This is a genomic window from Lysobacter capsici (assembly GCF_018732085.1).
Classification (GTDB): Bacteria; Pseudomonadota; Gammaproteobacteria; order Xanthomonadales; family Xanthomonadaceae; genus Lysobacter; species Lysobacter capsici_A.
In genome coordinates this window covers 4,462,726-4,486,103 of record NZ_CP076103.1, presented here as the reverse complement: position 1 = coordinate 4,486,103, position 23,378 = coordinate 4,462,726, and the positions used below count along the sequence as shown (strand labels likewise).

Sequence of the window (23,378 nt, the reverse complement as noted above, 5' to 3'; positions counted from 1 at the left end):
CGTGATACCGCCCATGTCCCAGCCCGATGCCGACGCCAGCGCGGCTCCCGTCGCCGACCCCGCTGACGATCGCAGGTGGTCGCTCTGGCCCGCCCCGGCCAAGCTGAACCTGTTCCTGCGCATCGTCGGCCGCCGCGCCGACGGCTACCACCTGCTGCAGACCGTGTTCCGCCTGCTGGACTGGGGCGACACGATCCGCCTGCGGCCGCGCGACGACGGCCGCGTGGTCCGTCACGGCGCCTCGGTCGCGGGCGTGGCCGAGCACGAGGACCTCACCGTCCGAGCCGCGCTGCTGCTGCAAAAAGAGGCTAACAGCAGTCAAGGTGCGGACATTCTCATCGAAAAGCGCATTCCGGCCGGAGGCGGTTTTGGCGGCGGCTCGTCCGATGCGGCGACCGTGCTGGTCGCGCTGGATGCCTTGTGGGGCACCGACCTGGGCGTCGACCGGCTGGCCGAACTCGGCCTGCGGCTGGGCGCCGACGTGCCCGTCTTCGTCCGCGGGGAGAACGCCTGGGCCGAAGGCGTCGGTGAAAGCCTGCGCCCGATTGCATTGGCGCCGGCCTGGTACGTGCTGGTCGATCCGGGCGTTCACGCGCCGACCGCGGCCTTATTTCAATCTGCCGAATTGACGCGGGATGCTGCGCCCGCGACAATATCGGACTTCGTTTCGGGTAAGCCGCTCGGGAATGCGTTCGAGCCGGTTCTGCGCAAGCGCGAAACAGCTGTAGAAGCTGCCTTCGCCGCCTTGTCGCGGATCGGTTCGCCGCGTCTGACCGGCTCCGGCAGCGGTTGCTTCGTCGAGTTCGCCACGCGCGAAACCGCCGAAGCGGCGCTGCTGGAACTGCCTTCCGGCCTTCGGGCCTGGACGGCGGGCGGAGCAGGGCGTTCGCCGCTGCATGCCGCACTCGAGACCAGGTTTCCGCAGGGGCGTCGCCAAGAGGCCCAAGGCACCAGGTTTTGATCCTGGCATTCGTAGGTTCGAATCCTACCGCCCCTGCCATTGATGTAGCCCGGGAGTCGGGAATGGAGAATCGAGAATCGTAAGCGCAGCGTCCGCGCCCTGACGATTCCCGATTCTCGATTCCCCATTCTCGGCTTTACAGCCGCCACGGTCAGAGCGAAGCGGAGAAGTACAGTGCAAAACGATCGCAACCTGCTGGTATTCAGCGGCAATGCCAACCGTCCTCTCGCCGAGGCGGTGTGCAAGGAACTCGGCATCCGCATCGGCAAGGCCCTGGTCGGGCGATTCTCCGACGGCGAGGTGCAGGTCGAGATCGAAGAGAACGTGCGTCGCCAGGAAGTCTTCGTCATCCAGTCGACCAATGCGCCGACGGCGGAAAACTTCATGGAGCTGCTGGTCCTGATCGACGCGCTCAAGCGCGCATCGGTGGCCAGCGTGACCGCGGTGGTGCCGTACTTCGGCTACGCCCGCCAGGATCGCCGCCCGCGTTCCTCGCGCGTGCCGATCACCGCCAAGGTCGCGGCCAAGATGTTCAGCGCGGTCGGCGCCGATCGGGTGCTCACGGTCGATCTGCACGCCGATCAGATCCAGGGCTTTTTCGACATCCCGGTCGACAACGTCTACGCCTCGCCGCTGCTGCTCGCCGACATCTGGCGCGCGCACGGCACCGACAACCTGATCGTGGTTTCGCCGGACGTCGGCGGCGTGGTCCGCGCTCGCGCGATCGCCAAGCGCCTGGACGACGCGGAGCTGGCGATCATCGACAAGCGCCGCCCGCGCGCCAACGTCGCCACGGTGATGAACATCATCGGCGACGTGTCGGGCAAGACCTGCGTGCTGGTCGACGACATCGTCGACACCGCCGGCACCTTGTGCGCCGCCGCGGCGGCGCTGAAGGCGCAGGGCGCGCAGAAAGTCGTCGCCTACTGCACCCACCCGGTGCTGTCGGGCGCGGCGATCGACAACGTAACCAAGTCGCAGCTGGACGAGCTGGTGGTAACCGACACCATCCCGCTGACCGCCGCGGCCCGCGCCACCGGCCGCATCCGCCAGCTCAGCGTCGCCGAGCTGCTGGCCGAAACGATCCGCCGCATCGCCTTCGGCGAGTCGGTCAGTTCGTTGTACGTGGATTGAATCCGGGAGTCGGGAATGGGGAATAGGGAATCGTAAAAGCAGTAACGCCGCATCTGCTTCTACCGATTCTCGATTCCCCATTCCCGATTCCCAGCAACAAAGACTCGCCTGGTCGCGGGTGAGTCTCCTAAACCGCCGCGAGGCGGTCCTAACGCTGCAAAGTGAGTAAAAACCAATGTCCGAACACATCATCAAGGCCACTGGCCGCAACGTCGAGGGGAAGGGTGCGAGCCGCCGCCTGCGTCGTGCCGCCAGCATCCCGGCCATCATCTACGGCGGCAAGAATCCGCCGCAGGCGATCCAGCTCGACCACGAGAAGATCTGGCTGGCCAGCCAGCACGAGTGGTTCTACTCCTCGATCCTGAGCCTGGAACTCGACGGCAAGGCGCAGGACGTGCTCCTGCGCGACATGCAGCGCCATCCGTTCAAGCAGATCATCATGCACCTGGACTTCCAGCGCGTTGATGCCAACCAGGCCATCCGCGTCGCGGTGCCGCTGCACTTCCTCAACGAAGACAAGTCGCCGGCCGGCAAGGCCGCCGACGTCGTGGTCACCCACGAGCTCAACGAAGTCGAAGTCAGCTGCCTGCCGAAGGATCTGCCGGAGTTCATCGAGATCGACCTGTCGGCGCTGACCGTCGGCGACATCGTCCACCTGTCGGAGCTCAAGCTGCCGAAGGGCGTCGAAATCCCCGAGCTGAAGCTGGGCAAGGAACACGACGTCGCCGTCGTGATCGCCAAGCACGGCAAGGAAGAAGTCGAAGAAGCCACCGACGCGCCGGAAGCCGATGTGCCGGCCGCGAAGGTCGCCAAGAAGGACGAAGACAAGAAGTGATCGCCGACCGGCGCGCCCTGACCGGCGCGCCGGTTCGCGTTCGCGGACTGTTGTGATCCATGGCGGGACTGCGCCTGATCGTCGGCCTCGGCAATCCGGGGTCGGAATACACCCGGACCCGGCACAACGCCGGGTTCTGGTTTGTGGACGCCTTGAACGAGAAGTTCGGCGGCCGTTTCGGCCTGGAATCCAAGCTGTTCGGCGAGACCTCGAAGATCGAGATCGGCGGCCGTCCGGTGTGGCTGCTCAAGCCGGCCACGTTCATGAATCTTTCCGGTAAGTCGGTCACCGCCGCATTGCGTTACTGGAAGATCGAGCCCGAAGAAGCGCTGCTGGCGCACGACGAGCTGGATCTGTCCCCCGGTACCGCGCGGCTCAAGTTTGACGGCGGCCACGGCGGCCAGAACGGCCTGCGCGACACCATGCAGTTGCTCGGCCACGGCAAGTTCCACCGCCTGCGGGTCGGCATCGGCCATCCTGGCCACAAGGACAAGGTCACTCCCTGGGTGCTCGGCCGTCCCGGCAAGGACGACGAAGCGACCATCCTGCGCGCGATCGACAACGCCATCGAGGTGATGCCGCTGGCGGTGCAGGGCAATTTCATGGATGCGATGACGCAGTTGCATACGGCAAAGCCGTGAATGGGGAATCGGGAATCGGGAATCGTCACGGCCCGCTTCCCGATTCCCGATTCTCGACTCTCTATTCCCGGATTAAAAAGCCATGGGCATCAAATGCGGCATCGTCGGCCTGCCCAACGTCGGCAAGTCGACTCTTTTCAACGCGCTGACCAAGGCCGGTATCGCCGCGGCGAATTTTCCGTTCTGCACCATCGAGCCCAACGTCGGCGCGGTGCCGGTGCCGGATCTGCGCCTGAATGCGCTGGCTGAGATCGTCAAGCCGCAGAAGCTGATCCCGACCGCGGTCGAGTTCGTCGACATCGCCGGCCTGGTCGCCGGCGCGGCGAGCGGGCAGGGTCTGGGCAACAAGTTCCTCGCCCATATCCGCGAAGTCGATGCGATCACCCACGTGGTGCGCTGCTTCGAAAATCCCGACGTCATCCACGTCAACAACAAGGTCGATCCGATCGCCGATATCGAGACCATCGATACCGAGCTGGCCCTGGCCGACCTGGAAAGCGTCGAGAAGGCCTACCAGCGCGCCGAGCGCTCGGCCAAGACCGGCGACAAGGAAGCCGCGGCGCGCAAGGAAGTGCTCGGCCGCGTGCGCGAGGGTCTCAACGCGGGCACCGCGGCGCGCGCGCTGAAGCTGTCGGAAGACGACAAGGCGGCGGTGCGCGACCTGTTCCTGCTGACCCTCAAGCCGGTCATGTACGTGGCCAACGTGCTCGAGGACGGGTTCGAGAACAATCCGCACCTCGACGCCGTGCGCGCGCGCGCCGTGACCGAGGGCGCGCAGGTGGTGCCGGTGTCGGCCGCGATCGAGGAAGAGCTCAGCCAGCTCGACGACGAGGACCGCGACACCTTCCTGGCCGACCTGGGGCTGGCCGAGCCGGGCCTCAATCGCCTGATCCGCGCCGGTTACGAGCTGCTGGGCCTGCAGACCTATTTCACCGCCGGGGTCAAGGAAGTGCGCGCCTGGACGGTCAAGGCCGGTTCGACCGCGCCGCAGGCCGCCGCGGTGATCCACACCGACTTCGAGAAGGGCTTCATCCGCGCCGAAACCATCGCCTATGACGATTTCATCAAGTACAAGGGCGAGTCCGGGGCGCGCGATGCCGGGCGCCTGCGCCTGGAAGGCAAGGAATATCGCGTCCAGGAAGGCGATGTGTTGCACTTCCGGTTCAATGTCTGAGTACACTATGCGGCCGCGTCGGGCCGATGCGCGTCGCCGGGACGGGACGAAAATTTTTCAAGCTTGTATGTGAAAACGCGTTGACAACCTGAAGAACGCACCCCAGAATTACGGGCTCTTTGGAGGGATACCCAAGCGGCCAACGGGGGCAGACTGTAAATCTGCTGGCTTACGCCTTCGGTGGTTCGAATCCACCTCCCTCCACCAAAACATCGGTGGCGCGACGACCGAAAGTTCGGCGCGGTTCCAAGGCAAGGTTTCAAGTAAAGTTCCAACGCTGTAATGGCTGTACGCGGCGCGGGAGTAGTTCAATGGTTAGAGCCTCAGCCTTCCAAGCTGATAATGCGGGTTCGAATCCCGTCTCCCGCTCCATTGAATCCACTCTTGGCGGCCCCCATTGCAGCAAGGCCCGGTGATCGGGCCGCAACACCCGGTTTTACGCTCACGTAGCTCAGTCGGTAGAGCACCTCCTTGGTAAGGAGGAGGTCGAAGGTTCGATTCCTTTCGTGAGCACCATTCAACGCAACACAAGGCTGCTTTACCAACAGCCGCCGCGACATACAGACCCACAAACGAGAAGCGACAGCCATGGCTAAGGGTAAATTCGAGCGCACCAAGCCGCACGTCAACGTCGGCACCATCGGTCACGTCGACCATGGCAAGACCACGCTGACGGCCGCGCTGACCAAGGTGGGCGCCGAGCGTTTTGGTGGCGAGTTCAAGGCGTACGACGCGATCGACGCGGCGCCGGAAGAGAAGGCGCGCGGCATCACGATCTCGACGGCGCACGTGGAATACGAATCGGCTTCGCGTCACTACGCGCACGTCGATTGCCCGGGCCACGCCGACTACGTGAAGAACATGATCACCGGTGCGGCGCAGATGGACGGCGCGATCCTGGTGTGCTCGGCCGCTGACGGCCCGATGCCGCAGACCCGCGAGCACATCCTGCTGTCGCGTCAGGTCGGCGTGCCGTACATCGTCGTGTTCCTGAACAAGGCCGACATGGTGGACGACGCCGAGCTGCTCGAGCTGGTCGAGATGGAAGTGCGCGAGCTGCTGACCAAGTACGACTTCCCGGGCGACGACACCCCGATCATCCACGGTTCGGCGCGTCTGGCGCTGGAAGGCGACCAGAGCGAAATCGGCGTGCCGTCGATCCTGCGCCTGGTCGAAGCGCTGGACACCTTCATTCCGCAGCCGGAACGTGACGTCGACAAGCCGTTCCTGATGCCGGTGGAAGACGTGTTCTCGATCTCGGGCCGCGGCACCGTGGTGACCGGCCGTATCGAGCGCGGCATCATCAAGGTCGGCGACGAAATCGAAATCGTCGGTATCCGCGCGACCCAGAAGACGACCGTCACCGGCGTTGAAATGTTCCGCAAGCTGCTGGACCAGGGTCAGGCGGGCGACAACGCCGGTCTGTTGCTGCGCGGCACCAAGCGTGACGACGTGGAGCGCGGCCAGGTGCTGTGCAAGCCCGGTTCGATCAAGCCGCACACCGACTTCGAAGCCGAAGTGTATGTGCTGTCGAAGGACGAAGGCGGCCGTCACACCCCGTTCTTCAAGGGCTACCGTCCGCAGTTCTACTTCCGCACCACCGACATCACCGGCGCTTGCGAGCTGCCGGAAGGCGTCGAGATGGTGATGCCGGGCGACAACGTGAAGATGGTGGTCACGCTGATCAACCCGGTGGCGATGGACGAAGGCCTGCGCTTCGCGATCCGCGAAGGCGGCCGTACCGTCGGCGCCGGCGTCGTAGCCAAGATCATCAAGTAATGCTTTACTGCGGCGGCCGAAAGGTCGCTGCAAGCCGCGAACGGCGGGCCGGCAACCCGGTCCGCCTTCGTTGTTTAGACGGTCCCTAAAGACGATTCGTCGCTCAGGCCCTGATGCCTGGCCGGATTCGAACGCGGACCGAACACTTCAAGACGTACGCCAGTAGCTCAATTGGCAGAGCAGCGGTCTCCAAAACCGCAGGTTGGGGGTTCGAGTCCCTCCTGGCGTGCCACTCGATACCGAGTCGGGTCGGACGATCCGGCGACTGGAAGGCATTGAAAGGGCCGCGCAACGGATGGGCGGGCTTTCGCGAGGGAATCGCCCCGAGATGAACAGTAAGGCCGAACAACACAAATCCGGCGGCGCCGGTGACATCGTCAAGTACGCGCTGGCTCTGCTGCTTGCGGCTGGCGGTGTGTTCGCCTACCTCTGGTTCGAGAATTGGAGCGGCCCGCTGCGCAGCGGCGCGGTCGTCGCCGGCCTGCTGGCCGGTGCCGCGGTGTTCATGCTGACCGCCAAGGGCGCGCAGACCCGCGAGTTCTTGTCCGAATCGCGGTTCGAACTGCGCAAGGTGGTCTGGCCGACCCGCGAAGAAGCACTCAAGACCACTTGGGTCGTCATGATCGCAGTGGCCATCCTTAGCCTGATCCTGTCCGGTTTCGACTGGGTGATCCAGGCCGCGGTCAAATTCCTGCTGTCGCGCTGAGGAGACGACCGACTTGAATACGCAAGAAAACAAACGTTGGTACGTGGTTCACGCTTATTCCGGCTTCGAGAAGTCGGTGGCGCAGGCGCTGCGCGATCGCATCGTGCGCTTCGAAATGCAGGACCGCTTCGGCGACGTCCTGGTCCCGACCGAAGAGGTCGTGGAAATGCGGTCCGGCCAGAAGCGCCGTTCCGAGCGCAAGTTCTTCCCGGGCTATGTCCTGGTGCAGATTTCCACCCATGACGAAGCCGGCATTCCGCGGATCGACAGCGAAAGCTGGCATCTGATCAAGGAAACCCCGAAGGTCATGGGCTTCATCGGCGGCACCGCCGATCGTCCGCTGCCGATCCAGGACAGCGAAGCCGACCGGATCCTGCAGCGCGTTCAGGAAGGCGTCGAAAAGCCGCGTCCGAAAGTGTTGTTCGAGCCGGGCGAGATGGTTCGCGTGGTCGACGGCCCGTTCGTGGATTTCAACGGCGTGGTCGAGGAAATCAACTACGAGAAGAGCCGCCTGCGCGTCGCGGTGCTGATCTTCGGCCGTTCGACTCCGGTCGAGCTGGAATTTGGTCAGGTCGAAAAGGCCACCTGAGTACGGCCTGGCGTCGGCGGATCGCTGATTCGCCGGTCGCGCCACCCGCTCTGAGCCCAACTCCTCCAAGCTTGTTCAGCTTCCAAGCCCGGTCCTGCCGGGCTTGAGCCTGTTCGATGCAAAAACCTGATATAGTGCGCGGCTCGCTGCCAACTGCGGCGGACCCAAATCATCCAGCTGCCCCCTCTCACAAGGACCGGGGCGGCTGTGTGCGCAAGCAAAACGCGAAGCCGGAACGCGCGATTTCCGGCCCGATGGGGAGCCTGAGGTTCAGGCGCTAGCACCCGGAGAGAAACCAACATGGCAAAGAAAGTAGTCGGCTACATCAAGCTGCAGGTAAAGGCCGGTCAGGCCAATCCCTCGCCGCCGGTCGGTCCTGCGCTGGGTCAGCGCGGCCTGAACATCATGGAGTTCTGCAAAGCGTTCAACGCGGCGACCTCCAAGCTCGAGCCGGGTCTGCCGACGCCGGTCATCATCACGGCCTACTCGGACCGTACCTTCACCTTCGTGACCAAGTCGACCCCGGCTTCGGTGCTGCTGAAGAAGGCCGCGGGCATCACCTCCGGCTCCAAGCGCCCGAACACCGACAAGGTGGGCAAGGTCACCCGCAAGCAGCTCGAAGACATCGCCAAGGCAAAGGAAGCCGACCTGACCGCGGCCGATCTGGACGCGGCGGTCAAGACGATTGCGGGTTCCGCCCGCAGCATGGGTCTCGTGGTGGAGGGCTAAGACATGGCGATCACTAAGCGCGAAAAAGCAATCAAGGCCGCCGTCGTTCCGGGCAAGGCGTACTCCTTCGACGAAGCGGTCAAGATCGTCAAGACCGCCACCAAGGCCAAGTTCGTCGAGTCCGTCGACGTCGCCGTCCGTCTGGGCGTGGACGCGAAGAAGTCCGATCAGCAGGTGCGCGGTTCGACCGTGCTGCCCGCCGGTACCGGCAAGTCCGTGCGCGTGGCGGTGTTCGCCCCGGCCGGCGCCAAGGCCGACGAAGCCCTCGCCGCTGGCGCGGAAGCCGTCGGCATGGACGATCTGGCCGAGAAGATGCAGGCCGGCGATCTGAACTACGACGTCGTCATCGCCACCCCGGACGCCATGCGCGTCGTCGGTAAGCTGGGCCAGGTGCTCGGCCCGCGCGGCCTGATGCCGAACCCGAAGGTCGGCACCGTCTCGGCCAACCCGGCCGAAGCGGTCAAGAACGCCAAGGGCGGCCAGGTGCGTTACCGCACCGACAAGGCCGGCATCATCCACTGCACCATCGGCAAGGCCTCGTTCGAAGACGGCTCGCTGAAGGACAACCTGCAGGCGCTGCTGCTGGACCTGATCAAGGCCAAGCCGGCGACCGCCAAGGGTCAGTACCTGCAGAAGATCTCGATCAGCTCGACCATGGGTCCGGGCGTGATCGTCGATCAGGCCTCGCTGTCGCTGAAGTGACGATCTGACCCGCGCGCTTGCGCGCGGCTTTGTCAGATCGTCATCCTCGCGAAAGCGGGGGTGAGGTGACACCGCTTGCGACATGCGTTGAAGCGCATGTCGCGTGGCACCAAACGCCATCGTGCGATGCGCGATGGCCGGGGTCGAAAAGCGGTAGAGATGAATTTTCGGTTCTGGCTTCGCGGCTCGAACCAGGAACAAAGTCACTGGATTCCCACATTCGCGGGAATGACGGAAGCAAAGGCCGGCGGTGAACCAGTTTCGCCGCAAGCCAAATTTTTGAGGGCATCGCAAGGGAGTTCGCTCCCGACCGGTAGCCGTCAAAGACCGCAGGCGCGGTCAGCGCGTACCGACGACGGGCATGGAAGCTCGATACGGCAAGGAGTCGCCGTCGGTGCAAGCGAGATCGCTTAATTCGGACTCTTCGGAGCCGGGCCCGCGCAGATGGTGCCGCCCCGACTGAATTCAGCAATGAACCTTCAGGAAAGGCCACCACCCGGGACGCCTTCGGCGTCCCCGGCGCCAAGGACGGTCGCCGCCCAGGACCGCAAGCGGCAGGAGCCGTAAGCGGAGTTAATTGGGCTGGGAATGGGGAATAGGGGAGGGAATCGTAAAAGCAGCTCCTGCTTCTACCGACTCTCGACTCTCGATTCTCGACTCCCGGCTTATTGGAGGAGTGCAATGGCTCTTAATCTGTCTCAGAAGCAAGTAGTAGTCGCCGAACTGGCAGAAGTCGCTTCGAAGGCTCACTCCTTGATTGCGGCCGAGTACGCTGGCCTCACGGTTGCTCAACTGACCGCGATGCGCAAGAAGGCTCGTGAAACCGGTGTGTACTTGCGCGTTGTCAAGAACACCCTGGCTTCCCGTGCCGTGGCCGGTACCGAATACGAGTGCGTCCAGGACAAGCTCGTCGGTCCGCTGCTGTATGCGTTCTCGACCGAAGAACCCGGCGCCGCCGGGCGTCTGATCAAGGAATTCGCCAAGGGCAACGACAAGCTGAAGGCTCAGGTCGTCGCGATGGGTGGCCAGGTGTATCCGGCCAGCCACGTCGACGTCCTCGCCTCGCTGCCGACCCTCGACCAGGCCCTGGCCATGCTGGCCCGCGTCCTGTCCGAGCCCGCCAGCATGTTCGCCCGCGCCGTCAAGGCCGTGGCCGACCAGCAGGGCGGTGGCGAAGTCGCTGTCGAAGCGTCGGCCGAAGCGGAACCGGCGTAATCGCCGCCCCGCTCACGCGACCGCTTCACTGAACCCGATTCGTAAGATCAATATTTCCTGAGGTTATTCAAATGTCCCTTTCCAACGAACAAATCGTCGAAGCCATCGCCGAAAAGACCCTGATGGAAGTCATGGAGCTCGTCCGCGCGATCGAAGAGAAGTTCGGCGTTTCCGCCGCTGCTCCGGTTGCCGCCGGCGTCGCCGTGGCTGACGTCGCTCCGGTCGAAGAGCAGACCGAGTTCAACGTCATCCTGAAGGCCGCTGGCGACAAGAAGGTCGAAGTGATTAAGGCCGTCCGCGCCATCACCGGCCTGGGTCTGAAGGAAGCCAAGGACCTGGTCGAAGGCGCTCCGCAGACGGTCAAGGAAGCGGTCAACAAGGCCGACTCCGAGAAGTTCAAGAAGGATCTCGAAGCCGCTGGTGCGACTGTCGAAGTCAAGTAAGCCGTACTTGCGTCGCCGTTTTTACTTGGCGACCACTGAAGGCTGGGGACGAAAGTCCCCGGCCTTTGGCCGTTCCACGGGAATCGGGAATCGAGAATTGGGAATCGTACGAGCAGCCGTTGCTTCTACCGATTCCCAATTCTCGATTCCCGATTCCCGGCCCCAACGAGTTGGCAGTCGGAAGTAGCGGGAGAAGGCGTGCTGGTGCCGGCAATACCAGCGACTTCCCACTGGCAATTTTGTTTTCGCATTAGTCCCCTGAACCGCGGACGCGCGGTTCGCCCGGAAAGACTCGCTGTCAGGCGGCTTTCCCGGCCCATTAGCTAAATCGAGGCGGTAGCTCACCATGACCACAGCTTCCACGACGCAACAATATTCGTTCACCGAAAAGAAGCGCATCCGCAAGGACTTCGGCAAGCGCAAGTCCATCCTCGAAGTGCCGTTCCTGCTCGCGATCCAGGTCGATTCCTATCGCGAATTCCTGCAGGAACACACCGATCCGGCCAAGCGCGCCGATCGTGGCCTGCATGCCGCGCTCAAGTCGGTGTTCCCGATCTCCAGCTACAGCGGCAACGCCGCTCTCGAATACGTCGGCTACAAGCTCGGCGATCCGGTATTCGATGAGCGCGAGTGCCGCAACCGCGGCCTGTCCTACGGCGCCCCGCTGCGCGTGACCGTGCGCCTGGTGATCTACGACCGCGAGTCGTCGACCAAGGCTATCAAGTACGTGAAGGAGCAGGAGGTCTACATGGGCGAGATTCCGCTCATGACCGGCAACGGCACCTTCATCGTCAACGGCACCGAGCGCGTCATCGTCTCGCAGCTGCACCGCTCGCCGGGCGTGTTCTTCGATCACGACCGCGGCAAGACCCACAGCTCGGGCAAGCTGCTGTACAGCGCCCGCATCATTCCGTATCGCGGTTCCTGGCTCGACTTCGAGTACGACCCGAAGGACGCCCTGTTCACCCGTATCGACCGTCGCCGCAAGCTGCCGGTCACCGTGCTGCTGCGCGCGCTGGGCTACAACAACACCGAGATGCTCTCGGAGTTCTTCGAGATCAACACCTTCCACATCATGTCCGAGGGCGTGCAGTGGGAGCTGGTGTCCGAGCGTCTGCGTGGCGAGACCCTGGACTTCGATCTGGCCGACGGCGACAAGGTCATCGTCGAAGCCGGCAAGCGCATCACCGCGCGCCACGTCAAGCAGATGGAACAGTCCGGCATCGCCGCGCTGGCCGTGCCCGACGCGTATCTGGTCGGCCGCATCCTGTCGCACGACGTGGTCGACACCAAGTCGGGCGAGCTGCTGGCTTCGGCCAACGACGAAATCAGCGAAGAGCAGCTGGCCGCGTTCCGCAAGGCCGGTATCGAGCAGGTCGGCACGATCTGGGTCAACGACCTCGATCGCGGTCCGTACATCTCCAACACCCTGCGCATCGATCCGTCGAAGACGCAGCTCGAAGCGCTGGTCGAGATCTACCGCATGATGCGTCCCGGCGAGCCGCCGACCAAGGACGCCGCGCAGAATCTGTTCCACAACCTGTTCTTCACTTTCGAGCGCTACGACTTGTCGGGCGTGGGTCGGATGAAGTTCAACCGCCGCATCGGCCGCAAGGAAACGATCGGCGCATCGGTGCTGTACGACGCGAAGTACTTCTCCGAGCGTAAGGACGAGGAATCGGTGCGCCTGCGCAACGAACTCGGCCAGACCTCGGACATCCTCGACGTCATCCGCGTGCTGACCGAGATCCGCAACGGCCGCGGCGTGGTCGACGACATCGATCACCTGGGCAACCGTCGCGTGCGTTCGGTCGGCGAAATGGCCGAGAACACCTTCCGCGTCGGTCTGGTCCGCGTCGAGCGCGCGGTGAAAGAGCGTCTGTCGATGGCCGAGTCCGAAGGCCTCACGCCGCAGGAACTCATCAACGCCAAGCCCGTTGCCGCCGCGATCAAGGAGTTCTTCGGCTCCTCGCAGCTGTCGCAGTTCATGGATCAGAACAACCCGCTGTCGGAAGTCACGCACAAGCGTCGCGTGTCGGCCCTCGGCCCGGGCGGCCTGACCCGCGAACGCGCCGGCTTCGAAGTGCGCGACGTTCACCCGACCCATTACGGCCGCGTATGCACGATCGAAACGCCTGAAGGCCCGAACATCGGCCTGATCAACTCGCTGGCCGTGTTCGCGCGCACCAACAAGTACGGCTTCCTCGAGACGCCGTACCGCAAGGTCGTGGACGGCAAGGTCACCGACGACGTCGAGTTCCTGTCGGCGATCGAAGAGAACGAGTACGTCATCGCCCAGGCCAACGCGCCGCAGGACGACAAGGGCATGATCAGCTCGCAGTTCGTCGCCTGCCGCTTCCAGGGCGAAACCCTGCTCAAGCCGCCGTCCGAGATCCACTTCATGGACGTCTCGCCGATGCAGACCGTGTCGGTCGCGGCCGCGCTGGTTCCGTTCCTGGAGCACGACGACGCGAACCGCGCGCTGATGGGCGCGAACATGCAGCGCCAGGCCGTTCCGACCCTCAAGGCGCAGAAGCCGCTGGTCGGTACCGGTATCGAGCGCGCCGTGGCGCGCGACTCGGGCGTGACGGTGAATGCGCTGCGCGGCGGCACGATCGAGCAGATCGACGCGGCCCGCATCGTGGTCAAGGTCAACGAGAGCGAGATCTCCGGCGTCACCGATGCCGGCGTCGACATCTACAACCTGATCAAGTACACGCGTTCGAACCAGAACACCTGTATCAACCAGAGCCCGCTGGTCAAGGTCGGCGACGTCATCGCCCGCGGCGACGTGCTGGCCGACGGCCCCTCGACCGACATCGGCGAGCTCGCGCTCGGCCAGAACATGCTGGTCGCGTTCATGCCGTGGAACGGCTACAACTTCGAAGACTCGATCCTGCTGTCCGAGCGCGTGGTCGAAGAGGATCGCTACACCACGATCCACATCGAAGAGCTGACCTGCGTCGCGCGCGACACCAAGCTGGGGCCGGAGGAAATCTCCGCCGACATCCCGAACGTCTCCGAGCAGGCCCTCAACCGCCTCGACGAGTCGGGCGTGGTGTACATCGGCGCGGAAGTGCGCGCCGGCGACATCCTGGTCGGCAAGGTCACGCCGAAGGGCGAGTCGCAGCTGACTCCGGAAGAGAAGCTGCTGCGCGCGATCTTCGGCGAGAAGGCCTCCGATGTTAAGGACAGCTCGCTGCGCGTGCCCCCGGGCATGGACGGCACCGTCATCGACGTGCAGGTCTTCACCCGCGACGGCATCGAGAAGGACAAGCGCGCCCGTCAGATCGAAGAGTCGGAAATCCGCCGGGTCAAGAAGGACTTCGACGATCAGTTCCGCATCCTCGAAGCGGCCATCTACGATCGTCTGCGTTCGCAGCTGATCGGCAAGGTCGCCAACGGCGGCGCCGGCCTGAAGAAGGGCGACACGGTCACCAGCCTGGTGCTCGACGGCCTCAAGCGCACCGATTGGTTCACCCTGCGCATGAAGGACGAGGAAGCGATCGAAGCGATCGAGCGCGCGCAGAAGCAGATCGACGTTCATCAGAAGGAATTCGATCGCCGCTTCGCCGACAAGCGCGGCAAGATCACCCAGGGCGACGACCTCGCGCCGGGCGTGCTGAAGATGGTCAAGGTGTTCCTCGCGGTTAAGCGCCGCATCCAGCCGGGCGACAAGATGGCCGGCCGTCACGGCAACAAGGGTGTCGTGTCGACCATCGTGCCGGTCGAGGACATGCCGTACGCGGCCGACGGTCAGACCGTCGACATCGTGCTGAACCCGCTGGGCGTGCCGTCGCGCATGAACATCGGCCAGATCCTCGAAGTGCATCTGGGCTGGGCCGCCAAGGGCCTGGGTCAGAAGATCCAGCGCATGCTGGAAGCGCAGCAGAAGATCGCCGACCTGCGCAAGTTCCTCGACGACATCTACAACCACGACCAGAAGGTGCACGGTCAGCGCGTCGACCTGAAGCAGTTCTCCGATGAGGAGCTGCTGACGCTCGCGCACAACCTGACCGACGGCGTGCCGATGGCGACGCCGGTGTTCGACGGCGCGGCCGAAGTCGAGATCAAGCGCATGCTCGAGCTGGCGGACCTGCCGCTCAGCGGCCAGACGATCCTGCACGACGGCCGTACCGGCGAAGCGTTCGAGCGTCCGGTCACGATCGGCTACATGCACATGCTCAAGCTGAACCACCTGGTCGACGACAAGATGCACGCGCGTTCGACCGGTCCGTACTCGCTCGTCACCCAGCAGCCGCTGGGCGGCAAGGCGCAGTTCGGCGGTCAGCGTTTCGGCGAAATGGAAGTCTGGGCGCTGGAAGCCTACGGCGCGGCCTACACCCTGCAGGAAATGCTGACGGTGAAGTCCGACGACGTGCAGGGCCGCAACCAGATGTACAAGAACATCGTCGACGGCGAGTACGAGATGGTCGCCGGCATGCCGGAGTCGTTCAACGTGCTGGTCAAGGAAATCCGCTCGCTGGCGATCAACATGGAGCTGGAAGAGAACTGAGGACCGCAGGGAATCGGGAATGGGGAATAGGGAATCGCGAAAGCGTCCCACGCCCCGCCCGAAACCCGCTTTAACGATTCCCCATTCTCGATTCCCGATTCCCGGAGAAACCCATGAAAGACTTGCTCAATCTCTTCAACCAGCAGCGTCCCGCGCTGGACTTCGACGCGATCAAGATCGCGCTGGCCTCGCCGGACCTGATCCGTTCGTGGTCGTTCGGCGAAGTGAAGAAGCCCGAAACCATCAACTACCGTACCTTCAAGCCCGAGCGCGACGGCCTGTTCTGCGCCGCGATCTTCGGACCGATCAAGGACTACGAGTGCCTGTGCGGCAAGTACAAGCGCATGAAGCACCGTGGCGTGGTCTGCGAGAAGTGCGGCACCGAAGTCACCCTGGCCAAGGTGCGCCGCGAGCGCATGGGTCACATCGACCTGGCCTCGCCGGTCGCGCACATCTGGTTCCTCAAGTCGCTGCCCTCGCGCATCGGCCTGATGCTGGACATGACCCTGCGCGACATCGAGCGGATCCTGTACTTCGAAGCGTATGTCGTGACCGAGCCGGGCCTGACCCCGATGGAACGCGGCAACCTGCTGACCGAAGAGCAGTACCTGACCGCGCGCCAGGAACACGGCGACGACTTCGAAGCCGCGATGGGCGCCGAGGCGGTCTACGACCTGCTGCGCACCATCGACCTGCAGGCCGAAATGCTGCAGTTGAAGGAAGACATCGCCTCGACCGGTTCGGAGACCAAGCTCAAGCGCCTCACCAAGCGCATCAAGCTGGTCGAAGCCTTCCTCGAGTCGGGCAACCGTCCCGAGTGGATGGTCATGACCGTGCTGCCGGTGCTGCCGCCGGACCTGCGTCCGCTGGTTCCGCTGGACGGCGGCCGCTTCGCGACCTCCGACCTCAACGACCTGTACCGCCGCGTCATCAACCGCAACAACCGCCTGCGTCGTCTGCTTGAGCTCAATGCGCCCGACATCATCGTGCGCAACGAAAAGCGCATGCTGCAGGAATCGGTCGACGCCCTGATGGACAACGGCCGCCGCGGCCGCGCCATCACCGGCACCAACAAGCGCCCGCTCAAGTCGCTGGCCGACATGATCAAGGGCAAGCAGGGCCGGTTCCGTCAGAACCTGCTCGGCAAGCGCGTGGACTACTCGGGCCGTTCGGTCATCGTGGTCGGCCCGACCCTGCGTCTGCACGAGTGCGGTCTGCCGAAGAAGATGGCGTTGGAGCTGTTCAAGCCCTTCATCTTCGCCAAGCTGCAGCGTCGTGGTCTGGCGACCACGATCAAGGCCGCCAAGAAGCTGGTCGAGCGCGAAGAAGCGGAAGTGTGGGACATCCTCGAAGAGGTGATCCGCGAGCATCCGGTGCTGCTCAACCGCGCGCCGACCCTGCACCGTCTGGGCATCCAGGCGTTCGAGCCGGTGTTGATCGAAGGCAAGGCCATCCAGCTGCACCCGCTGGTCTGCACCGCGTTCAACGCCGACTTCGACGGTGACCAGATGGCCGTCCACGTGCCGCTCTCGCTGGAAGCCCAGCTGGAAGCGCGCGCGCTGATGATGGCGTCGAACAACATCCTGTCGCCGGCCAACGGCGAGCCGATCATCGTGCCGTCGCAGGACGTCGTGCTGGGTCTGTACTACATGACCCGCGCCCTGGAGAACAAGGCGGGCGAGGGCATGGTGTTCGCCAACGTCGCCGAAGTGAAGCGCGCCTACGACAACCGCGTCGTGCAGATCCACGCCAAGGTCAAGGTCCGCATCAGCGAGATCGTGATCAACGAGGACGGCACCCGCGAGCCCAAGACCTCGATCGTCGACACCACCGTCGGCCGCGCGCTGCTGCGCGAGATCCTGCCCGACGGCCTGCCGTACGCGCTGGCCAACACCGAGCTGACCAAGAAGAACATCAGCCGCCTGATCAACTCGTGCTACCGCATGCTCGGCCTGAAGGACACGGTCGTGTTCGCCGACCGCCTGATGTACACCGGCTTCGCTTACGCGACCCGCGCCGGTGTCTCCATCGGCATCGACGACATGATCATCCCGGGCGAGAAGAAGGGCATCCTGGCCGAAGCCGAGACCGAAGTGCTGGAAATCCAGCAGCAGTACCAGTCCGGTCTGGTCACCGCCGGCGAGCGCTACAACAAGGTCGTCGACATCTGGTCGCGCACGAACGAGCGCGTGGCCAAGGCGATGATGGACGCGATCGGCACCGACACCGTCGAGAATGCCGAGGGCAAGCGCGTTCCGCAGAAGTCCATGAACTCGATTTACATCATGGCCGACTCCGGCGCGCGTGGTTCGCAGGCGCAGATCCGTCAGCTGGCCGGTATGCGCGGCCTGATGGCGCGTCCCGACGGCTCGATCATCGAAACGCCGATCACCGCGAACTTCCGCGAAGGCCTGAACGTTCTTCAGTACTTCATCTCGACCCACGGCGCGCGTAAGGGCCTGGCCGATACCGCGCTGAAGACCGCCAACTCCGGTTACCTGACCCGTCGACTCGTCGACGTGGCCCAGGACGTGGTGATCACCGAAGACGATTGCGGCACGCTCGAAGGTCTGATGATGACCCCGATCGTCGAAGGCGGCGACGTGGTCGAACCGCTGCGCGATCGCGTGCTGGGTCGCGTCGTGGCCGAGGACGTGTTCCTGCCGGGTAACGACGAAGATCCGATCGTCACCCGCAACACCCTGCTCGACGAAGCCTGGGTCGCCAAGCTCGAAGAAGCCAGCGTGCAGTCGATCAAGGTCCGCTCCACGATCACCTGCACCAGCAGCTTCGGCGTGTGCGCCAACTGCTACGGTCGCGACCTCGGCCGCGGTCACCTGGTCAACCACGGCGAAGCGGTCGGCGTCGTCGCCGCGCAGTCGATCGGCGAACCCGGCACCCAGCTGACCATGCGTACCTTCCACATCGGTGGTGCGGCGTCGCGAGCGGCTGCGATCGACAACGTCACGGTCAAGACCACCGGTTCGATCAAGTTCAACAACCTCAAGCACGTCGCGCATGCCAACGGCCACCTGGTCGCGGTGTCGCGTTCGGGCGAACTGTCGGTGCTCGACCCGCACGGCCGCGAGCGCGAGCGCTACAAGCTGCCGTACGGCGCGACCGTCGCGGTCAAGGACGGCGCCGAGATCAAGGCCGGCCAGACCGTCGCCAACTGGGACCCGCATAACCACCCGATCGTTTCGGAAGTCGCCGGTTTCATCCGCTTCATCGACTTCGTCGATGGCGTGACCGTGATCGAGAAGACCGACGAACTGACCGGCCTGGCGTCGCGCGAAATCACCGACCCGAAGCGTCGCGGTTCGCAGGGCAAGGATCTGCGTCCGATCGTGCGCATCGTCGACAAGAACGGCAAGGATCTGACGATCCCCAATACCGATCTGCCGGCGCAGTACCTGTTGCCGCCGCGCTCGATCGTCAACCTGCAGGACGGCGCCGCGGTCGGCGTGGGCGACGTGGTCGCCAAGATCCCGCAGGAAGCGTCGAAGACCCGCGACATCACCGGTGGTCTGCCGCGCGTGGCCGACTTGTTCGAAGCGCGCAAGCCCAAGGACCCGGCGATCCTCGCCGAAGTCTCGGGAATCGTCAGCTTCGGCAAGGACACCAAGGGCAAGCAACGCCTGATCATCAAGCAGGCCGACGGTGACGAGCACGAAGAGCTGATCCCGAAGTACCGCCAGATCATCGTGTTCGAAGGCGAGCACGTGGAGAAGGGTGAGACCGTGGTGGACGGCGAGCCGAGCCCGCAGGACATCCTGCGCCTGCTCGGCGTGGAACCCCTGGCCGTGTACCTGACCAAGGAAATCCAGGACGTCTACCGCCTGCAGGGCGTGAAGATCAACGACAAGCACATCGAAGTGATCGTCCGTCAGATGCTGCGCAAGGTCGAAATCACCGACCACGGCGACAGCAAGTTCCTGCACGGCGAGCAGATCGAGCGTCAGCGCTTCGTCGAAGAGAACGCGCGCCTGCTGGCCCGTAACGAGATCCCGGCCAAGTACGATCCGGTCCTGCTGGGCATCACCAAGGCCTCGCTGGCGACCGAATCCTTCATCTCGGCGGCTTCCTTCCAGGAAACCACCCGCGTGCTGACCGAGGCCGCCGTGCGCGGTACTCGCGATGGCCTGCGCGGCCTGAAGGAGAACGTGATCGTCGGTCGTCTGATCCCCGCCGGTACCGGCCTGGCGTATCACACCCAGCGCCGCAAGAACGCCTCGGGTCTGACCGATCAGGAAATGGAAGCGCTGTCGGGTCCGGTCACGGCCGCCCCGGTCGAAGCTCCGGCTCCGGCCGCGGTCGAGACGGTTGCCGGCGACGACAACGCCTAAGCCTGAGCGGTAAGAAGCGATACGAAACAAGGCGGGCAGCGATGCCCGCCTTGTTTTTTTGCCCGAGACCCTGGCGACGACGGGGTCTTCGGTACGGCAATGGCTTAAAGGGCTGGCAAATCCCGAAAAATATGCTATCGTCGCCAGTCGGATGGGCCCGTATGGGTCGAATCCCAGATCACGAAATTAGGTGCATGGAGCGCCTAGTGTTCGGCCCAGGGCAGGGCGGGACCAATCGAATGGGTATGGAAGTCGGCGCCGCAAAGCGCTGATTCTGCTTGTTCGTGTCGCCTGCGTTGACGGAAGCGTTCAGCGCGGGCTATACTTTTTCGTCTCGGCAGGTCGGGTGTATTCGGCGTGCCGTTTGTTTCTCACGAAGCGGCCGCCCGGCCCCTCTCAATACAAGAGTTCTAGATGGCAACCATCAATCAGCTCGTCCGCAAGCCGCGGCAGGCGACCACCTACAAGAGCGCCTCGCCGGCGCTCGCGAACTGCCCGCAGCGTCGCGGCGTTTGCACCCGCGTGTACACCACGACCCCGAAGAAGCCGAACTCGGCGCTGCGCAAGGTCGCCAAGGTGCGCCTGACCAACGGTTACGAAGTCATTTCGTACATCGGCGGCGAAGGCCACAACCTGCAGGAGCACTCGGTCGTGCTGATCCGCGGCGGTCGCGTCAAGGACCTGCCGGGCGTGCGCTACCACACCGTGCGCGGCTCGCTCGATGCCGCCGGTGTCGCCAAGCGTCGCCAGAGCCGTTCCAAGTACGGCGCCAAGCGTCCGAAGTCCTAAGCGCGTCGCTTGCCCGGCGCGCGCCGTCCGGCGCCGCCACCCGCCAGCACGACTGTCAAGAATCACGAATATAGGTACGCACCATGTCGCGTAAAGGCTCCACCCCTCAGCGTTCGGTCCTGCCCGATCCCAAGCACGGCAGCGAGACGATCGCGCGCTTCATCAATATGGTCATGCAGAGCGGCAAGAAGTCCGTCGCCGAGAAGATCGTTTACGGCGCAATGGACGTCATCGGCGAAAAGAGCCCCAACGCTCTGGAGCTGGTCGAGAAGGCGCTGACCAATGTGTCGCCGTCGGTCGAAGTGAAGTCGCGTCGCGTCGGCGGCGCCACCTACCAGGTGCCGGTCGAAGTGCGCACCTCGCGCCGTATGGCCCTGGCGATGCGCTGGTTGATCGAATCCGCGCGCAAGCGTGGCGAGAGCTCGATGCCGCGCAAGCTGGCCGCCGAACTGCTCGACGCCTCGGAAAACCGCGGCGCGGCGATCAAGAAGCGCGAAGAAACCCACCGCATGGCGGAAGCGAACCGCGCGTTCGCTCACTACCGCTGGTGATCGCAGACCCTGGCGACAGGGTCTTCGCAACATCCGCATGAGATGTTGCCGCGGCGGCGAAATGGCCGCCTAGCGAACCGGAGGCCGCCCACGAGGCGGCGTCCGGCCATCTGGAATTCGAAAACTTATTACGAGAGGGTCCCGTGGCTCGCACCACTCCCATCGAGCGTTACCGCAACTTCGGCATCATGGCCCACATCGATGCCGGCAAGACCACCACGTCCGAGCGCATCCTGTTCTACACCGGCGTCAGCCACAAGATCGGCGAAGTGCACGAAGGTGCCGCGACGATGGACTGGATGGAGCAGGAACAGGAACGCGGCATCACCATCACTTCCGCCGCGACCACCGCGTTCTGGAAGGGCATGGACAAGTCGCTGCCCGAACACCGCTTCAACATCATCGACACCCCCGGACACGTCGACTTCACCATCGAAGTGGAGCGCTCGCTGCGCGTCCTCGACGGCGCGGTGTTCGTGCTGTGCGCCGTCGGTGGCGTGCAGCCGCAGTCGGAGACCGTGTGGCGTCAGGCCAACAAGTACTCCGTGCCGCGCATGGCCTTCGTCAACAAGATGGACCGTACCGGCGCCAACTTCGACAAGGTCGTCGAGCAGCTCAAGGCCCGTCTGGGCGCCTACGCCGTGCCGATGCAGGTGCCGATCGGCGCCGAAGAAGGCTTCGAAGGCGTGGTCGACCTGCTCAAGATGAAGGCGATCCATTGGGACGTCGCATCGCAGGGCACCAAGTTCGAGTACCGCGACATTCCGGCCGACCTGCAGTCGCAGGCCGAGACCGCGCGCGCGTTCATGGTCGAAGCCGCGGCGGAAGCCACGGAAGAGCTCATGGACAAGTACCTCAACGAGGGCGAGCTGACCGAAGAAGAGATCGTCGCCGGTCTGCGCGCGCGCACCCTGCGCGTCGAGATCGTCCCGGTGTTCTGCGGCTCGGCGTTCAAGAACAAGGGCGTGCAGGCCATGCTCGACGGCGTGATCAACCTGCTGCCGTCGCCGTCCGATCGTCCGCCGGTTCCCGGCATCGACGAGGACGACAAGGAAGACAGCCGCAAGGCGTCGGACACCGAGCCGTTCTCGGCGCTGGCGTTCAAGATCATGACCGACCCGTTCGTGGGTTCGCTGACCTTCTTCCGCGTCTACTCGGGCGTGCTCAATTCGGGCGACCAGGTGTACAACCCGGTCAAGTCGAAGAAGGAACGCGTCGGCCGCATCCTGCAGATGCACGCCAACCAGCGTGACGAAATCAAGGAAGTCCGCGCCGGCGACATCGCCGCCGCGGTCGGCCTGAAGGACGTGACCACCGGCGACACGCTGTGCGCGCAGGATCACATCATCACCCTGGAACGCATGATCTTCCCGGAGCCCGTCATCTCGATGGCGGTCGAACCCAAGACCAAGTCGGACCAGGAAAAGATGGGTATCGCCCTGGGCCGTCTGGCGCAGGAAGATCCTTCGTTCCGCGTGCGTACCGACGAAGAATCGGGCCAGACCATCATCGCCGGCATGGGCGAGCTGCACCTGGACATCCTCGTCGACCGCATGAAGCGCGAGTTCAACGTCGAAGCCAATGTCGGCAAGCCGCAGGTGGCGTACCGCGAGACCATCCGCAAGTCGGACGTCAAGTCGGATTACAAGCACGCCAAGCAGTCCGGCGGTAAGGGTCAGTACGGTCACGTGGTGATCGAGCTGTCGCCGATGAACGAGAAGGACCGCGCGAACGAGGACGTCGAGAACGATTTCCTGTTCGTCAACGACATCACCGGCGGTGTGATTCCGAAGGAATTCATCCCGGCGATCGAGAAGGGTCTGCGCGAAACCATCACCAGCGGTCCGCTGGCCGGCTTCCCGGTCGTGGGCGTCAAGGTCAAGCTGGTGTTCGGCTCGTACCACGACGTCGACTCCTCGGAAATGGCGTTCAAGCTCGCCGCGTCGATGGCGTTCAAGGAAGGTTTCCGCAAGGCCGATCCGGTCCTGCTGGAGCCGATGATGAAGGTCGAAGTCGTGACGCCGGAAGATTACGTTGGCGACGTGATGGGCGACTTGAGCCGTCGTCGCGGCCTGCTGCAGGGCCAGGACGACACGCCGTCGGGCAAGACCATCAACGCGATGGTGCCGCTGGGCGAGATGTTCGGTTACGCGACCACGATCCGTTCGCTGACCCAGGGCCGCGCCACCTTCACGATGGAATTCGATCACTACGCCGAGGCGCCGAACAACATCGCCGAGACCGTGATCAAGAAGGGCGGCTGATAGA

Annotated in this window: 17 protein-coding genes and 5 tRNA genes; all 22 read left to right on the top strand. The window is 64.1% G+C overall.

Features of this window, described 5'->3' with window-relative positions; translation table 11 throughout:
• The first annotated feature begins 13 nt into the window (after positions 1-13).
• The 22 genes from ispE to fusA all read left to right on the top strand — a co-directional run bounded on the left by ispE (position 14) and on the right by fusA (position 23,374).
• Positions 14-961: a 4-(cytidine 5'-diphospho)-2-C-methyl-D-erythritol kinase gene (gene ispE, locus KME82_RS18725; RefSeq protein ID WP_215495362.1), complete on the top strand. Its 948-nt coding sequence runs from the start codon at positions 14-16 to the stop codon at positions 959-961.
• A tRNA-Gln gene (locus KME82_RS18720) sits at positions 924-1,000 on the top strand. Before ispE ends, KME82_RS18720 begins: the two co-directional genes overlap by 38 nt.
• 135 nt (positions 1,001-1,135) lie before the next feature.
• On the top strand, positions 1,136-2,095 hold the full coding sequence (locus KME82_RS18715) for a ribose-phosphate diphosphokinase (RefSeq protein WP_036111835.1): 960 nt from the start codon (positions 1,136-1,138) through the stop codon (positions 2,093-2,095).
• 175 nt (positions 2,096-2,270) lie between these two features.
• Positions 2,271-2,930, top strand: coding sequence for a 50S ribosomal protein L25/general stress protein Ctc (locus KME82_RS18710; protein ID WP_036111831.1), 660 nt, complete (start codon positions 2,271-2,273; stop codon positions 2,928-2,930).
• 59 nt (positions 2,931-2,989) lie between these two features.
• Positions 2,990-3,571: an aminoacyl-tRNA hydrolase gene (gene pth / locus KME82_RS18705; protein ID WP_215495361.1), complete on the top strand. Its 582-nt coding sequence runs from the start codon at positions 2,990-2,992 to the stop codon at positions 3,569-3,571.
• Positions 3,572-3,653: 82 nt separating this feature from the next.
• The gene (ychF, locus tag KME82_RS18700; RefSeq protein ID WP_215495360.1) at positions 3,654-4,745 is read left to right on the top strand and encodes a redox-regulated ATPase YchF; all 1,092 of its coding nucleotides are present in this window, start codon (positions 3,654-3,656) and stop codon (positions 4,743-4,745) included.
• A 121-nt stretch (positions 4,746-4,866) separates the two neighbouring features.
• A tRNA-Tyr gene (locus KME82_RS18695) sits at positions 4,867-4,952 on the top strand.
• Positions 4,953-5,042: 90 nt separating this feature from the next.
• Positions 5,043-5,117: transfer RNA gene (locus KME82_RS18690), tRNA-Gly, on the top strand.
• 68 nt (positions 5,118-5,185) lie between these two features.
• Positions 5,186-5,261, top strand: a tRNA-Thr gene (locus tag KME82_RS18685).
• Positions 5,262-5,333: 72 nt separating this feature from the next.
• Positions 5,334-6,524, top strand: coding sequence for an elongation factor Tu (tuf, locus tag KME82_RS18680; protein ID WP_046657641.1), 1,191 nt, complete (start codon positions 5,334-5,336; stop codon positions 6,522-6,524).
• 156 nt (positions 6,525-6,680) lie between these two features.
• Positions 6,681-6,756, top strand: a tRNA-Trp gene (locus KME82_RS18675).
• Positions 6,757-6,852: 96 nt separating this feature from the next.
• Positions 6,853-7,230, top strand: a complete 378-nt coding sequence (secE, locus tag KME82_RS18670) for a preprotein translocase subunit SecE (protein ID WP_215495359.1) — start codon at positions 6,853-6,855, stop codon at positions 7,228-7,230.
• 13 nt (positions 7,231-7,243) lie between these two features.
• Positions 7,244-7,819 (top strand): transcription termination/antitermination protein NusG, encoded by a 576-nt coding sequence (gene nusG / locus KME82_RS18665; protein WP_036115415.1) that lies wholly within the window; start codon positions 7,244-7,246, stop codon positions 7,817-7,819.
• Between the two features lie 300 nt (positions 7,820-8,119).
• The gene (gene rplK, locus KME82_RS18660; RefSeq protein ID WP_036115418.1) at positions 8,120-8,548 is read left to right on the top strand and encodes a 50S ribosomal protein L11; all 429 of its coding nucleotides are present in this window, start codon (positions 8,120-8,122) and stop codon (positions 8,546-8,548) included.
• A gap of 3 nt (positions 8,549-8,551) precedes the next feature.
• Positions 8,552-9,250 carry a 50S ribosomal protein L1 gene (gene rplA / locus KME82_RS18655; RefSeq protein ID WP_036115420.1) on the top strand — a complete coding sequence of 233 codons (699 nt, stop codon included), beginning with the start codon at positions 8,552-8,554 and terminating at the stop codon, positions 9,248-9,250.
• A 681-nt stretch (positions 9,251-9,931) separates the two neighbouring features.
• Positions 9,932-10,465, top strand: a complete 534-nt coding sequence (gene rplJ, locus KME82_RS18650; protein WP_215495358.1) for a 50S ribosomal protein L10 — start codon at positions 9,932-9,934, stop codon at positions 10,463-10,465.
• 71 nt (positions 10,466-10,536) lie between these two features.
• Positions 10,537-10,908: a 50S ribosomal protein L7/L12 gene (gene rplL / locus KME82_RS18645; protein ID WP_215495357.1), complete on the top strand. Its 372-nt coding sequence runs from the start codon at positions 10,537-10,539 to the stop codon at positions 10,906-10,908.
• 346 nt (positions 10,909-11,254) lie between these two features.
• Positions 11,255-15,424: a DNA-directed RNA polymerase subunit beta gene (gene rpoB / locus KME82_RS18640; protein WP_056107702.1), complete on the top strand. Its 4,170-nt coding sequence runs from the start codon at positions 11,255-11,257 to the stop codon at positions 15,422-15,424.
• A 113-nt stretch (positions 15,425-15,537) separates the two neighbouring features.
• Positions 15,538-19,770 (top strand): DNA-directed RNA polymerase subunit beta', encoded by a 4,233-nt coding sequence (gene rpoC, locus KME82_RS18635; protein ID WP_215495356.1) that lies wholly within the window; start codon positions 15,538-15,540, stop codon positions 19,768-19,770.
• Positions 19,771-20,184: 414 nt separating this feature from the next.
• Positions 20,185-20,559, top strand: coding sequence for a 30S ribosomal protein S12 (gene rpsL / locus KME82_RS18630; RefSeq protein ID WP_036115437.1), 375 nt, complete (start codon positions 20,185-20,187; stop codon positions 20,557-20,559).
• A gap of 83 nt (positions 20,560-20,642) precedes the next feature.
• A complete protein-coding gene (gene rpsG, locus KME82_RS18625) occupies positions 20,643-21,110 on the top strand; it encodes a 30S ribosomal protein S7 (RefSeq protein ID WP_036115439.1) in 468 nt (155 codons plus the stop codon).
• A gap of 143 nt (positions 21,111-21,253) precedes the next feature.
• Entirely contained in the window at positions 21,254-23,374 is a 2,121-nt protein-coding gene (gene fusA / locus KME82_RS18620; RefSeq protein ID WP_036115441.1) for an elongation factor G, read from the top strand.
• The last annotated feature ends 4 nt before the right edge of the window (positions 23,375-23,378 follow it).

Bases quoted from the DNA above. Each gene is read 5' to 3' on its own strand.
- KME82_RS18710 (WP_036111831.1), top strand. From the start codon at position 2,271: ATGTCCGAACACATCATCAAGGCCACTGGCCGCAACGTCGAGGGGAAG.
- rplJ (WP_215495358.1), top strand. From the start codon at position 9,932: ATGGCTCTTAATCTGTCTCAGAAGCAAGTAGTAGTCGCCGAACTGGCA.
- rpsG (WP_036115439.1), top strand. From the start codon at position 20,643: ATGTCGCGTAAAGGCTCCACCCCTCAGCGTTCGGTCCTGCCCGATCCC.
- rpsL (WP_036115437.1), top strand. From the start codon at position 20,185: ATGGCAACCATCAATCAGCTCGTCCGCAAGCCGCGGCAGGCGACCACC.
- rpoC (WP_215495356.1), top strand. From the start codon at position 15,538: ATGAAAGACTTGCTCAATCTCTTCAACCAGCAGCGTCCCGCGCTGGAC.
- rplA (WP_036115420.1), top strand. From the start codon at position 8,552: ATGGCGATCACTAAGCGCGAAAAAGCAATCAAGGCCGCCGTCGTTCCG.
- rpoB (WP_056107702.1), top strand. From the start codon at position 11,255: ATGACCACAGCTTCCACGACGCAACAATATTCGTTCACCGAAAAGAAG.
- rplK (WP_036115418.1), top strand. From the start codon at position 8,120: ATGGCAAAGAAAGTAGTCGGCTACATCAAGCTGCAGGTAAAGGCCGGT.
- rplL (WP_215495357.1), top strand. From the start codon at position 10,537: ATGTCCCTTTCCAACGAACAAATCGTCGAAGCCATCGCCGAAAAGACC.
- ychF (WP_215495360.1), top strand. From the start codon at position 3,654: ATGGGCATCAAATGCGGCATCGTCGGCCTGCCCAACGTCGGCAAGTCG.
- tuf (WP_046657641.1), top strand. From the start codon at position 5,334: ATGGCTAAGGGTAAATTCGAGCGCACCAAGCCGCACGTCAACGTCGGC.
- secE (WP_215495359.1), top strand. From the start codon at position 6,853: ATGAACAGTAAGGCCGAACAACACAAATCCGGCGGCGCCGGTGACATC.
- pth (WP_215495361.1), top strand. From the start codon at position 2,990: ATGGCGGGACTGCGCCTGATCGTCGGCCTCGGCAATCCGGGGTCGGAA.
- ispE (WP_215495362.1), top strand. From the start codon at position 14: ATGTCCCAGCCCGATGCCGACGCCAGCGCGGCTCCCGTCGCCGACCCC.